The sequence below is a fragment of the Aureibaculum marinum genome (genome assembly GCF_003813905.1).
GTDB lineage: Bacteria > Bacteroidota > Bacteroidia > Flavobacteriales > Flavobacteriaceae > Aureibaculum > Aureibaculum marinum.
Window position 1 is genome coordinate 98,229 of sequence record NZ_RPFJ01000008.1, and the last position, 14,046, is coordinate 112,274.

13 protein-coding genes and 1 pseudogene are annotated in these 14,046 nt (G+C 26.9%); 1 reads left to right on the top strand and 13 read right to left on the bottom strand.

The annotated features are described in order from the left end of the window. Positions 1-29: 29 nt before the first annotated feature. Positions 30-1,304 (top strand): fumarylacetoacetase, encoded by a 1,275-nt coding sequence (gene fahA, locus EGM88_RS07495; protein WP_123897359.1) that lies wholly within the window; start codon positions 30-32, stop codon positions 1,302-1,304. A 116-nt stretch (positions 1,305-1,420) separates the two neighbouring features. Here the strand turns inward: fahA and EGM88_RS07500 are convergent, their stop codons facing one another. The 13 genes and pseudogenes from EGM88_RS07500 to EGM88_RS15765 all read right to left on the bottom strand — a co-directional run. Further along, positions 1,421-2,821, bottom strand: coding sequence for a sugar transferase (locus EGM88_RS07500; RefSeq protein ID WP_123897360.1), 1,401 nt, complete (start codon positions 2,819-2,821; stop codon positions 1,421-1,423). Between the two features lie 371 nt (positions 2,822-3,192). Then, positions 3,193-3,948: a polysaccharide deacetylase family protein gene (locus tag EGM88_RS07505; RefSeq protein ID WP_123897361.1), complete on the bottom strand. Its 756-nt coding sequence runs from the start codon at positions 3,946-3,948 to the stop codon at positions 3,193-3,195. Positions 3,949-3,950: 2 nt separating this feature from the next. Further along, a complete protein-coding gene (locus EGM88_RS07510) occupies positions 3,951-4,997 on the bottom strand; it encodes a glycosyltransferase (RefSeq protein WP_123897362.1) in 1,047 nt (348 codons plus the stop codon). Between the two features lie 8 nt (positions 4,998-5,005). Then, positions 5,006-5,671 (bottom strand): hypothetical protein, encoded by a 666-nt coding sequence (locus EGM88_RS07515; protein WP_123897363.1) that lies wholly within the window; start codon positions 5,669-5,671, stop codon positions 5,006-5,008. Continuing rightward, positions 5,668-6,300, bottom strand: a complete 633-nt coding sequence (locus EGM88_RS07520) for a P-loop NTPase fold protein (protein WP_148084084.1) — start codon at positions 6,298-6,300, stop codon at positions 5,668-5,670. The genes EGM88_RS07515 and EGM88_RS07520 overlap by 4 nt, the downstream gene beginning before the upstream one ends. Further along, positions 6,297-7,466 (bottom strand): glycosyltransferase family 4 protein, encoded by a 1,170-nt coding sequence (locus tag EGM88_RS07525; RefSeq protein WP_123897365.1) that lies wholly within the window; start codon positions 7,464-7,466, stop codon positions 6,297-6,299. The genes EGM88_RS07520 and EGM88_RS07525 overlap by 4 nt, the downstream gene beginning before the upstream one ends. A gap of 33 nt (positions 7,467-7,499) precedes the next feature. Next, entirely contained in the window at positions 7,500-8,609 is a 1,110-nt protein-coding gene (locus EGM88_RS07530; RefSeq protein WP_123897366.1) for a DUF354 domain-containing protein, read from the bottom strand. A gap of 10 nt (positions 8,610-8,619) precedes the next feature. Next, positions 8,620-9,627, bottom strand: a complete 1,008-nt coding sequence (locus EGM88_RS07535) for a lipid II:glycine glycyltransferase FemX (protein ID WP_123897367.1) — start codon at positions 9,625-9,627, stop codon at positions 8,620-8,622. A gap of 11 nt (positions 9,628-9,638) precedes the next feature. Continuing rightward, positions 9,639-10,721 carry a glycosyltransferase gene (locus EGM88_RS07540; RefSeq protein ID WP_123897368.1) on the bottom strand — a complete coding sequence of 361 codons (1,083 nt, stop codon included), beginning with the start codon at positions 10,719-10,721 and terminating at the stop codon, positions 9,639-9,641. Positions 10,722-10,730: 9 nt separating this feature from the next. Then, positions 10,731-11,843: a glycosyltransferase gene (locus EGM88_RS07545; protein ID WP_123897369.1), complete on the bottom strand. Its 1,113-nt coding sequence runs from the start codon at positions 11,841-11,843 to the stop codon at positions 10,731-10,733. Positions 11,844-11,980: 137 nt separating this feature from the next. Beyond that, complete coding sequence (locus EGM88_RS07550) at positions 11,981-13,186, bottom strand: glycosyltransferase (RefSeq protein ID WP_123897370.1); 1,206 nt, start codon at positions 13,184-13,186, stop codon at positions 11,981-11,983. Then, positions 13,179-13,706: an acyltransferase gene (locus tag EGM88_RS07555; protein WP_238988406.1), complete on the bottom strand. Its 528-nt coding sequence runs from the start codon at positions 13,704-13,706 to the stop codon at positions 13,179-13,181. The genes EGM88_RS07550 and EGM88_RS07555 overlap by 8 nt, the downstream gene beginning before the upstream one ends. A 106-nt stretch (positions 13,707-13,812) precedes the next feature. Continuing rightward, a pseudogene (locus EGM88_RS15765) lies at positions 13,813-14,046 on the bottom strand (GDP-L-fucose synthase); the annotation flags it as partial.

The following is a 14,046-nucleotide window of genomic DNA, read 5'->3' on the forward strand; positions in this document are numbered from 1 at the left end:
TTGAATAAAAATAACTCAATTTTGATATAATGAAGATAATAGCTAATGATCCAAATAGAAAAACATGGTTAAAAGTAGACAAGAATTCTGATTTTCCAATACAAAATATTCCTTTTGGTGTATTTTTAACAAGAGATGATATTATTACAATTGGTACAAGAATTGGTGATTATGCCATTGATTTAGGTGCATTACATCAATTGGGTTATTTTAAAGATATTCCTTTAACTGATGATATGTTTTTGCAAGATACTTTAAATGATTTTATTGCTGATGGTAGAATTACTTGGCGTTTGGTAAGAAATAGAATTGCGGAAATATTTGACGAAAATAATACTGTTTTAAAGGATAATATAGAACATAGGAACCGTATTATTTTCACGATGGATGAGGTTGAAATGCAATTACCTATAACCATAGGTGATTATACAGATTTTTACTCTAGTAAAGAACATGCTACTAATGTAGGAAGTATTTTTAGAGGTTCAGAAAATGCATTGATGCCTAACTGGTTACATATACCTATTGGATATCATGGAAGAAGTTCTTCTATTATTACTTCAGGTACTCCAATAAGAAGGCCAAAAGGTCAAATGAAACCTAAAGGATCTGTTGAACCAATCTTTGGCCCTTCAAAATTGGTTGATTTTGAGCTGGAGATGGCTTTTATAACCACAGATGTCAATAAATTAGGAGAAACCATAAAATTAGAAGAAGCCGAAGATTATATTTTTGGAATGGTTCTTTTAAATGATTGGAGTGCGAGAGATATTCAAGGATGGGAATATGCTCCATTAGGTCCTTTTTTAGGTAAAAGTTTTGCGTCTACAATTTCTCCATGGATTGTAACTATGGACGCTTTGGAACCTTTTAGGACAAAAAGCCCTATTCAAGAGCCTACTCCACTTCCCTATTTAAAACAAGTAGGAGATAGAAGTTTTGATATTAATTTACAAGTAATTGTTCAACCTGAAAATGGTGAAGAAAATATAGTGGCAAAATCTAATTTTAAATATATGTATTGGACTATGGCTCAACAATTAACACATCATACGAGTAATGGATGTAATGTTAGAGCTGGAGATATGATGGGGTCAGGAACCCTTTCTGGTCCTACAAAAGAAAGCTATGGCTCTATGCTAGAATTAACTTGGGGTGGAAAAAACCCCATAAAACTAAAAGATGGTTCAGAACGAAAATTTATTAATGATAATGATACTGTAACATTAAGAGGTTATTGTGAAAATGAGAATGTTAGAATTGGTTTTGGTGATTGTAGTGGTAGATTAATTGAAAATTATTAATTGTTTTATATTTAGTAGATTATACGTTGTTATTTAATTAAATAATTATACAAAAAAACCATCACATTTTTTATTTTTTATTTGTGATGGTTTTTTATTGTTATAAGTATATTTAACTAAGCACTTCTTTTATGCTTAAAGACAATATTATAAATTGCTTTAAAGAAATACTTAATATCAGTAGTATAAGGATTTCTAAGTTTTTCTTCTAAATATTCTTTTTCTGCTTGTAGAACGCTATCCACAGCACCTTTTCTATCTAAAGCTACATAAGGAGGAACACATCCTGGCTTTTGAGCTAATCTTAATTTTTGCAAATCTTCAGGAATATCATTAAAATATCTTTGAGATACAGGTCTAGCTCCAACAAGTTTTAATTCTCCTTTAAATACATTAATTAGTTGAGGCAATTCGTCTATCCAATAACGTCTTAATACTTTTCCCCAAGGTACCAATCTAAAATCATCTGCAGGCTTACCAGTTTCGGCATATCCATTTTGTTTTAAAACATAATCTTGTAAGTATTCAGAATAAGGATGCATAGTTCTTAATTTGTATACACCAATAATTTTACCATTTTTACCTACACGTCTCATTTTAAATAATGGACCATAACTTGGATTCATATCATAATAAGGTTCTTTTACTTTTTTAGCTACAAAGTAATGAATTCCGTCAATCTCTTTTAAATCTACAATATCAAAACCACAAGAAACTAATCTACCTAAAGCTTCTGCTTTTGAAAGTAATCTGTTTTTCCCTTTAGTAGTGAAAAAATACAATTTTTTTAATACTGGCATTTTAGGAAAAACACGTTTAAATAAAAATTCAAAGCCAAAATATACTCTACTTAAATAAGGAATTTTATTTATAGGATGTTTGGCCGCTCTAGCGTTAAAAGTTTCAAAATTCCCTAATAAAATACCATTTAAAGGTAATTTTGCATTTACTTCTTCAAATTGTTTATTTATAAGTCTAAAATTATTTACTTTATTGAGTAAAATAATATTCTCTACACCTTTAAAATCACTGTAAGTTGATAACACCTTGTTTTTAGATATTACCAAATTTTTTATAGAAGATAAATTTACATGTTCTTTATAAAAGTTGTAAGCTTCTTCACCTATTTCTTCAACAATTAATTCTTTATTGTTAGAAGTTAAAGCTTTTTGAAGAACATTGATTTCAGAATATTTGTTAAAGGCTTCTAAAAACTCAAATTTCCATTCTGAAAATGTTCTAGTAGAAATTCCTTCCTTTTTGCAAATTTCTTTTTCACTAAGGTCTCCAATAAAACTATCAACTACAATTCTAATTCTTTCAAGAGAAGAAAAATCAGAAGTTTGTTTATTTCTAACAAGTTTATTCGTTATTAATCGAAGTTTAGACCGATCCTCTTTCTTAGAAAGAGATTCAGATTCTTCGTTTTGTCGATCAAATATATCCTTTTTAAATTGGACATAACTATCAAACATCCTTTCGGATTCAAGTGTATTAGTTGAGTAATTTCTAATCATAGCAAATGTAGTTTTAATTAAACTCTAATCTTTAAAGCACTAATAGGCAAACACGTATTGGACATACCAAAATGCATGCCAAAAAATAATTTAGTTAAAGAAAAATAGTTGAAAGAAAAACTAACTAGAAAAGCAGTAAAACGATTGAATTTAACGCCAATTTTTTTTAAAATAAAAGACAATTTAAGGTAACCGTTTACAATATACTTATAAGTTGTAAGTATCATTTTTTAGGGGATTTTCTTTTTTATAGCTGGTGCAAATATATGAAAATTATTGTAAACAAACTAAAAAAATGTTAAAAACTGTTAAAATATTTTAACTTCATAAAGGTTTGATTGATAGTTTTTTACATTAAGTATTTAAAAATGTTACTTCTTTACGAAGAAAGTTTTTTTAATAATATTCTTAATATTTTGCATAATTAACTCTTTTGTCCACTTAAAAATTTCATCATTCCATCGTTGCGGATGAAAGGTGAACATTATTTGATTTGGTAATTCACCATTCTTTAGATTAAGAATTATATCATTGGTTGCGTGAAAAGTTAAATTAAAATTAGAATCTACTTTATCTCGTACACTAACTTTATGCCCATCCCATCTTCTTCCAGTATCTGTAAGATAAAAAACTTCTTTAAAATTAACATCAAAATAAGGTTCTCCTATTATATCAAAATCTCTATAATTATAGACCTTCCACAAATCTTTTGAATCGAATTTTGAAGCCGGACTTCCATGCATACATATTGTAGATACAGGAGCCAATTTTCTTAAATCAATTAAATTTTTTTCAAAATCAGCTATTCCTTTTTTTAGATCACCATTACAAGTAGTTAAGCACTCGTAATGATAACCGATTTCATGTCCTAGGTCTGCAATTTTTTTAATAACCTTTTCATCCCAACTTTCAGGAACTGCTCTAAAATAATAAACGCCTTTTACATTATTCTCAGCTTGAATTTCAGCAAATCTCAATGAATTATATGGCAATAAATCTACATCATGTCTCAAAATGACACTTTTAGAATTGGGAGCTTTTATAAATTCTTCAAAAGTTTGAAAAGTGTAACCTGCTTTTATTAAGGCTTGAAGTAATTCTTTATATTTTTTTACGGTAAAGTCCATTTTTAATCAATTAAATTTGATATTGTTTTATAGAATTGATCATTTAACGTATTGACCATTGTATTCTTAAAATTAGCATTTTCTCTATTCTTAATGGAATTAACAGCTTCCAAAAAACTATTGGGAGTTGAATAGACAATACTATTATTATCGTTATTTAAAAATAGTTCTAAACTTCCATAATTGGTTGTAACAACAGGGCAACCACAAGCTCTAGCTTCTAATACAGAAAGAGGCATTCCAATAGAACTATTTTCTTTAACTACAGGGAAAATATAAATATCAGAAAGTTGATATACCTCTTCAATATTTTCTATAAACCTGTCTATTATAATTATTCCTTGTTTTTCTAGAGTTTCTTTTAAATCTGATTGTTCTTTAGCATCTTCTGGTGTTGAGCTACTCGCTACTACTACTACTTGATGACCAAACTTTTGCAATGGGATTAAAGACTTTAAATTTCTACCTTGATTTAAATGTCCCATATGAGAAATTATAAATGCATCAGATGGTAAGTTATACTTTAACCTTAAATCTTTTTTTTGGTTTGTATCAGCTAAAGGTTTAAAAATACTCAAATTTGTTAATAATGGTATTTGTTTAGCATCAATTCCGTTTTTATCCCAAAATTTCTTTAAGGTTGGAGATGGAGTTAATGCTATTTTAGGCTTTAAATATTTTACTAAGTTCTGTTGCCAAGATTTTAATTGTTTAGGTTGTAATGCAATAAAAATTGAATTAGAATTTTTGGAGTAATTAGATAAAATCTTAAGTCTTAAGTAACTAGCAAATGTGCTAGATTGAAACGGAAAATAAATTAATGTGTCGGGGTTAAAATGGGTTATTATCCTTTTTATTTCTTTGGCAAAAAAGAGTTTATTTGTCTCAACAATATGAATGTTCTCTTGCTTAAAACCATACCTACAAATAGCTTGAACCTCATATTTTTTATCTAGATTAATAAAAAGGTTATAAACCGTTTTTTTTATACCCTCATCATAAGGCGGGTTTAAATATTCTGAAACTAAAAGTACTTTCTTTTTATTCATTTAAATAACTATTTATTATTCTTATTATTTAACTCCTTGGCTTCAGAGAGATTAATTTGATTGTTAAAATATGATGGCACTAATTTTTTTTTATCAACCAATACTACTATAGTATCAGTAAAGTCTGTTTTTTCTTGGCAATCTTTTGGAGAATCACTAATAATTACATCTAAAGGAATTCCTTTAAAATCAGCTCGTTTTCGCTCAAACACAGCAAAACAAATCGCTTTTAAAGCATTTAAAAAACCAGATTTACGTACAACATTAACATCTATATCAGAATATTTATTCATACTTCCTCTTATAATTCCACCTGAAGAAACTGAAAAATCAAACCATTTTTTTTCTTCTAAGTTCTTTTTAATAGAGAATAAGTGATTAAATAATGCTTCTTTATTTGTTTTTAAATATTTCATTCGATGTATCAGAATAACCGAAATGTTACAATTAAGTAACCAATTTACCGTGTGACCAATAATAATTGCTAAAAATAGATTTAACCACGAAAAATTAACAGATAGGATAATTAATAATGCAACAATTACAGTAAACGAAATTTTATATATCTTTTCAGAAAAGTCTGCTTGAGGAATTCCTTGATATACCCAATTTGTAAATAGTAATAACCACCTTAGAGATTTATTCTCTAAAATAATTTGTTTTAATGAATTCATATTTTTAAATAATTTTTGATATCCTCATAGACAGTTTGATAATCTTTATTATTATCTATAATTTTAATATTTAAATCTTCACCTAATTTGTTATAGACTTTAAGTTTAAAAGATAATTGCTCATCATACAATGTATCCTTTTTTCTTTGTCTAATAATATCTTCTTTTACCATTAAAATAATTACATTATTTCTGTTAGGTAAGAAATTTAAAAACTTTTTACCAATATAACTTCTATGTAACTCTAAATTCTTAGTATCAACCATTAAGTCAGCCAGGGTATCAATATTAAACCTGTCAAATAATAGAATTGTATTTTTTGGTATTTTCTTTTGTATTAGATACCATTTTAACTTAAAATCTATGAATTGCAAATATGGAAATATTTTTGATACAAATTTGGATTTATAAAAATGATGAGCCCCATACTTTTCACCATCAATAATTTTATATTTAGTTAAACCAACCAATCGACAATAGGCCATTAAAGGCTTTGATGTGATTTTTGGAGATCTTAACCAGACCGATGTTGTTTTAATATTTTTGCTTTTAAGCTCTTTTTGAAGTTTCTTAATAAAAGTTGTTTTTCCAGAACCATCAGAACCCGTCAAGTAATAATACGACATCATTTTGTAGAATTATTTATAGTGTTAACTAAAACTTCAACATTAGTTTTAGAGAATTTATTCTGGATTATTTCTTTATTTTTTCGCCCCATATCTTCCCATTTCTCAGGATTATCTAATAGGTATTTAAGAGCGTCTTTTAACCCATCTACATCTCTTTCTTCAACCAATAGTTGTTCTATCAATTCTGGATTTCCAGCATGTCTTGTAGCAATTACTGGTTTTCCCCATGCCATTGCTTCCATCAGGGCCACAGGAATCCCTTCCCTTTCAGAAGGATTACCGTCTTCATAATAATCTGTATAAGAAGGTAGGCAAAATATATCGCATGCTTCAAATAATATATCCAATATAGGAGATCCTTGTCTTCCCAAAACAGCAACTTTATCTTTTATTTTATATTTATCTATTAAATCATTTACATCAATTGCATCAACATCATAGTTTGAACCACCAACTACCCATACTACAAAATCTTTTCTTTCTAATTTCTTAACGGCATTAAATAAAATGTCATATCCTTTTTTCTCTACCCAATTGGCCACAATTAAGATTTTCTTTTTATCCTTCACATAATTTAAGGTATCTATGTCTGGAAATAACCTCATTATTTCCACTTTAGATTCTTTTACTCCTAACTTATCTTTTATAATTTCTCTATTAAATTCGGAAATGGTAAGAACTTTGTCACAAGAAGCAAAAAGTGTTTTAATTTGGTCATTTTTATCATAAACTTCTCTTTGATACAATTCATGTGCGTGAACAGTAACAGTTAAAGGTATATTAAATAGTTTTTTCAAGAAATAACCTGTGTATAATTTTTTATCACCCATTTGGCAATGAATTAAATCTACTTTTTTACCTTTTAAATCTTTATAGAAACTTAAAGCGATAAAAAAATAAGAAAGAACTTTTTTGTTTTTTGCTTCAATAAAGTAACTAATAGTATTTTTTGGTTGGACTAATAATAGCTTAATAAATTGTAAAATGGCCGTTATCCTTTTTGCCGTAATTGTATTCCAATTTTTATCTGGCATACAAGGTCCATCTTTTAATTGGGTCAAACATAAATAAAAGTTAATCCCTTTTTGCTTCAACAATTTTAATTCATTGTAAGTAAACCGATGTAAACCAACTTTAGCAGAAGTTATATATACAATATTTTTCATTATTTTATCTTTAAATATTTCTCCTCTTCTTTTTTATAAATTGGAAGTTCTTTTAAATTTATTTTGGTAATCTGGTTTTTCCTTCATTATGGAATCACTCTGTGGATAATTACACAGAAACCATGTTAAAAATGCAGAAACATCAATTTTATCTGTCAATAATCTTTTTCTTTTTTCAGCCCATTGAACTTTTATATGGTCTTGTAAATATTCTTCAGCTTTTTTTAAGGCTAAGTCAAAATTATCAGTACGAATACCTAACCCATAATTATCTTCCTGATCATTTAAATATCCTAAAGGTTTGTCTCTTAAAGCTATCCAGGGAACACCTAAAACTCCAGCTTCAGATGCTGTAGTAGTACCCTCGCCAATATATAAGGAGCAAAAGGATAATAAATGTACGTATTGAGAAGGTTCTATCATTAATTTATAATCATCGAATCTTTCATCTAAATTACGTTCAGTTACTGAAATAAATACTTTCGCTTTATATTCAACTTCTATTTTTTTTATAAACTTTAAAATTTTGGTATCATTACTTTCAACTTCAGATTTCAAACCGATATCATGCATAGCATTTAAAGCTGAAAATCTCATAAGTACTATTTTATCATTTTTAGTTAGCCCTAATGTTTTTAAAATAGTAGAATTAGCTTTAAAAACACTTGGATGTAAGTACGCTAATTCTTTATAGCCATTAAATCTAATAATGTTATTTCCTGGAAGTTCTTTATAAAATGATTTTGTCAGCAATAATGTATCTATTCTTTTATGAGAATATTTAAAATTAAAAGTTGCTGTTTCTGTATCTTCCCAACAAATTAATGGAATTTTTGAAAATTTTAATGCAATACTAGAATAGGGACCCGCTGGCGAAAAAACCAAATCAGGTTTAAATTTTTTGACAATCTTATTAATTTTAATTGATAATGATATTACATTGAATAGTTTACCTATAAAAGAAGGTTTACTAACACCAATGGTTTGATTATTAAATTTATAATCATCAATAATTTTTTTTATAATACCTTCTTTTTCAATAATTCCATAAAATACCTCTCCTCCGTTTTCTTCAATTCTCTTTGCTGTTTCAAATGTAATATATGGATCAACAGGATGATAGACTAAAAATAATACCTTCATTTCTTAAATTTTATAATTTTTGTAAAATTGAGAGGCCAAACATGGCAATTTTATAAAGTATTGGATTAAGTTCTCTCATATATCGACCATGTTCTACTAGTTCACCACCAAATTGAGCTTTAAATTTTCGAACACCATAATCTTCTCCTTTTATACCAGCACCCATAAAATCAAAGGTCGTTAGTTTGTTTTCAAAACCATATTTCATAACAGCCCAAGCGGCAACTGTACTAGGGTACTGATGTTTATAGTCTCTATCTAAACCTCCTCTATACCAATCATAAACCGTATGGTTGTCAAAAACCAAAAATCCGCCACCTATCACTTTACCTTCGTATATTAATGCTACAACATTACCATTACTAAACTGAGCTAAATTTTTAAAAAATTCATATTTTGGTAAAGGTTTTTTTACTTTATCATTATATATTTGATGAATAATATTATATACTCCTAAAATATTTTCATCTGAATTTTTATAAGAAATTTCTACACCTTCTCTAAAACTTCTTCTTATTTGACGTCTTTTTTCGGAAGTAAAGGCTCCAAACACCTCTTCTTCATCTTTTAATTTAATTTTAAAATTTTGGTAGGGTAAATATTTAAAATTATTTTCTTCAAAAACAGGTTTAAAATCACAGTAATTATTCGAGAGTCTAAATTCGCAATAAATTGCTTTTGATTTTAAGTTTTTTACTACTTTAGTAATCAATTCGTTAAAAACAACTTGTTTGTCGCAATTATTAGTTAAAACAGGACCTCCATATATAATGGCTCTTCTAGAAAAGTGTTTTTTTAAACCACTTCCGTTATATTGAACTACAACTAAACAAACAGCAACTAATTCATTATTAGTTGTATTTAAGGTGTAAATATAAGGAGTACATTCTTTTTGATTTTCCCAAAATTTATACATTTCTGGAGTTTGATAAATAGAACCTATATTAGATTCTTTGACCAAATCACTCCAGGAGTTTTTATTAATTTTACTATAGTTACATTCAAATATATATGCCAATTTCTTTTTCTTTAAATTAATTCGTTATACAACTTTTTTGTCTCATTAATCATTCTATCAATTGAAAAATTTGATTTTATTAACTCAGCTCCTTTATTACCAAAACTAACTCCTATATCAGGGTTGTTTAAAAGAAATAAAATTTTCTCTGCTAATAGCTTCGAATTTTCTGATTCAATATGATATCCAGTTTTATTATTTATTACCAATTCATTAGTTCCTCCTCCGCCTGTTGCAACCACAGGTTTTTCAAAAACCATATATTCCATAATTGAATTTGAAATACCTTCTGTAAATGTTGATAACACGCCAATATCAAATATATTAACGATTGATTCAACATCTTGTTGCCTCCCTAAAAACAGGAAGGACTCCTTGTTGTCTGGGTTAATTTTATTTTTAATTGTATTTAAATTAGGGCCAGATCCTATGGCAATAAAAACTACATTATTAAATTCTTTTAATATGATTTCACCTGCTTCAATAAACGTTTGATAATCTTTTTTTTCGGTAAATGAAGCTACCATTCCAACTACCTTTCTATTGTTAATTTGTAGTTCTTCTCTTACTTTTTCAGGCCTTTTACTAACTTTTTTACGACTAAAATCAAATCCGTTGTAAATAACTTTCCCTTTTTTTTGAGGTACACTGAAAGAATGTAGACCAGCTTTTGAGTTTGTAAGAATTACATCAGAAAACGGGTAACTTATAGCATTAAAAAAATATCTTTTAGATAATTTAGGTAATTTTGGTGGAGCTGTTGTTATCATTGAATTTACAAAAGGAATTCCTTTTATCTTACAAATTGGACCAAAATGAAATGCAGCTATATTGTCCCAACAATGCACTACATCAGGTTTAAAAGTATTTATTAACGTATTAAACTTAGTTAAGATTTTTATATCTTTTACAATATTTCTATTAAAAAAATGAATATTAATATCTAAATCAAATATTTCTTTATAATGTATTGATTTTGACATAATAATTAACTCTATCTCATAATTTGATTTTAATAATTCTTTTATTAATGAAAGTAATCTTCTTTCCTTACCACCTGAACGTAATGATTCTACTACAATCAAAATTTTCATAAATAAATGTTATTCTAAGTCCTTTTTAATTTGTTTACTGTACAATTCATATGTTTTATCAATCATTTTATTTAGATTAAATTCTTTTTCTATTCTCATTTTTCCTTTTTTTCCCATTTCTATCTTTATATGATTATTATCTAATAAATATTCTATTTTTTCAATTAGTTGTTCTTCATTATGACTTTCAATTAAAAAGCCTGTTTCATTATTATTTACTATTTCGTTAGTTCCTCCCCCTTTTGTTGCAATAACAGGTTTAGATAATGCCATATATTCCATTATAGAATTAGAGATGCCTTCACCATGACAATTTGTATTTGTTAATAATAAACCAATGTCGAAAATATTAACTATTGATTCAATATCTTTCTGTCGGCCTACAAACCTAAAATTATCCTTTACGTTATCATTTACTTGACTCTTAATGTTTTCAAATGTTGGACCATCTCCAATTGCTAAGAAGACAATATCTTTCCTATTTTTTAAAATTTTATTCCCAGCTTTTACAAATGTTATATAGTCTTTTCTATCATGAAAAGCAGCAGTCATTCCAACTATATATTTTTGCGTAATATTAAATTTACTCCTAATTTGTTCTGGTGATAATTTAATTTTTAATCTCTCAAAATTAAATCCATTATAAATATATTTCCCCTTTTTTTTTGAAACCCTGAAAGAATTTAAACCAGCTTTACAATTAGTTAATATTATATCACTAAAAGGGTAAGAAATTGCGTTGGACAAAAACCATTTTGAAAGTATTGGTAATTTTAGTGGAGCTGTCGATATCATTGAATTTATAAATGGAATTCTTTTTAGTTTACAGATAGGAGCAAAATGAAAAGCTGCTATATTATCCCAACAATGAACAACGTTGGGTTTAAATTCATTTATAATATTGTTAAATTTAGATAATATCCTTATGTCTTTTTTTATGTTCCTTTCAAGAAAACGAATATTTATATCTAAATTATTTATACCACTGTAATGAATGTTTTTAGAAAGAATTAATAATTCTATTTTAACATCCTTAGTTTCTAACAGACCTTTTATTAATGATACCATTCTTCGTTCTTTTCCACCAGCTTTTAAAGATTCTATGATAAATAATATTTTCATCGCAATAAGGTTTAATTAAATTAATACAAATCAATTAATTCTATTTACTAATAGAGATCTTTAATCTTTCTTTAATGTTATTTTATAAAGTATAACTCAATGATATTTTTAAAATATTCAATAAAAATTAATCTCACTTAACTAATGAAAAGTTGTTTTAATTCATCACTGTAGGAGGTATAATTAAATACTCTTTTTCCTAAGAGATAACCATTTTTACCAATTTCATTTGCTTGGTCAGGATATTCTATAACCAAATCAATTTTTTTAGAGAAATCTTCTATATCTTCAGCTTTTGCGATATAAGCATTTTGATTATCTTTAAAGTACTCTATAATAGCACCAGAGTTAGATGTTATAATTGGTCTTTTGGATGCTGTATATTCGCATATCTTAAAAGGAAACCTAGCGTCATCTTGTTTGTTATTGCCTATAGGAATTAAAAGTGCATTAGCCGATTTATACATTTGTATCAATTCTAAGTAAGGTAATTTTGATAATATAAATATATCATCTTGATATCCTTTCTCAATTATATGTTTTTTTAAGCTTTCTACTTGTTCCTTATCACCATTAACAACAAGTTTTAATTTAATATTATTTTTTCTAGCTGTAGATTTTATGTATGAATTAATTATAAATTCTACTAAATCACGATAAGCAATTGAACCACAAAATAAAAAGAAATTATTTGATTTATTTTCTATTTTAATATTGTCAAAATAATCAAAGTCAATTATAGGTGGTATTTTTATCATTTTAACATTAGGATCTAATTTGTTAACATGATTTTCTAAAAAATTACTGATAACAGTAACTTTATTTACATACTGTAAAAAGTTATAATCGAAACTATTGATTTTAGAAGTTTTTATGTCAGAACCTTCTCTATTCCCTAAAGAATCATAAAATTCAACATAATCATAAATTAATTCTATGTTTAAAAGTTTAGAGATTTTGCTATAATATTTAATGGTTTTTAATTGATGTGTTCTTAAAAAAATATATTTATACTTTTTGAAAATTCTCAAATAAAATATAACTATAACCTCATTAATGGCCCCTAGAATTTTAAAAAAAAATCGTTTTAAAACATTTTCTGATTTGTAAGGCAACAACGAAGAATAAAAGTATCTAATGCCTTCATAGTTTCCGAAAACCTTTATGTTTTCTCTTTTTGAAATGGATTTTAAATGAGAACATCTATTGTTTATAACATACACCTCAAAACCAGCATTAATTAGCGATTTTGCTAACTGTATTTGTCTTTGAATTGTTGCAGACCCAAACGGAAATCCCGTAGAGCCTAACATTAAAATTTTATTATTTCTTATTTTACTCAAGTTTCTTTATTATTTTACACGGGTTTCCGGCAGCAATAACATTTGCTGGAATATCTTTTACAACAACACTGTTGGCTCCAATAACTGAATTTTCACCAATAGTAACACCTTTTAGAATTACAGAATTTATACCTAGCCATACATTATCAGCTATTACAATAGGAGCATTTTTTACACCAATATTGGTATGACGTGTTTTAGGATCTATAGGATGCCAGTCAAAATCAGTAATTAAAACATTTGCTCCTGACAAAACATTATTTCCTATAGTGATAGAATTAGCAGCTCCAATCACAGTGCCACTAAATCCAGAATTTTTACCAATTTTAATTTTTGAATTTTCACCAAATGTTGAAATAATACATTTTCTATTTAAACCTATTAAATTGGAAGTTTTATCCGATCTAAATGTACAGTTGTCACCAATTGTTATTTTACTATTGTAAGATCTATTAAATATAGGTATTCCATAAAATTTACAATTTTTACCTAATGTTACATTTTTTAAATATAAAATCAAATAACTTGATATGGAACATATAAACGAATAAAATTTTAACCTTTTTGTTCTTAGTTTACCAAAAATAAAACCGGACAAATCAGTTGAAATTTTATTCTTTAACTTATCAAGCATACCTTAAATAATTATTATAAACAGATTCCAAACCGTTCTCTAAATCTATCTTAGGATACCAGTTTAAATTATTTAATTTTGAAACATCCATTAATTTTTGAAAAGTACCGTCTGGTTTATTCTTATCCCAATTTATTTCTCCTTTATATCCTACAATTTTTTTTACCATCAGAGCCAACTCTTCAATGCTTTGATCTTTACCACAGCCAATATTGATATGAGTATT